We start from the raw sequence: 281 nt of genomic DNA on the forward strand, positions 1-281 counted from the left end.
CGGGTGGGGCGTCGGGCCAGGTGCGGGGCTGGGGGTCGGGGACGGGCTGGATGATCTTCGGGAGTGGGCTGCGGTAGGGGTGTCCGAGTGGGCTGGTCCAGATGATCAGGTGGGGGCCTGCGGTGGTGACGCGCCAGCCGCCGAGGTGCTTGGCGCGGTGGTCGTGGCGGCAGGCCAGGTGCAGGTTGGCGGCGGTGGTGGCGCCGTTGTCGGCCCAGGCCTGGATGTGGTCTTGGTCGGTGCGGGTGGCGGGCATGCGGCAGCCCGGCCAGGAGCAGACC

1 protein-coding gene is annotated in these 281 nt (G+C 74.0%); it reads right to left on the reverse strand.

What is annotated here, in order from left to right:
• Window positions 1–256, reverse strand: a 256-nt coding sequence (locus FLV34_RS40035) for an HNH endonuclease signature motif containing protein (protein ID WP_261986095.1), incomplete at its 3' end; no start/stop codon positions are given.
• Window positions 257–281 lie beyond the last annotated feature (25 nt).

The organism is Microbispora sp. CSR-4, assembly GCF_008033685.1.
In the GTDB taxonomy this organism is placed as follows: Bacteria; Actinomycetota; Actinomycetes; order Streptosporangiales; family Streptosporangiaceae; genus Microbispora.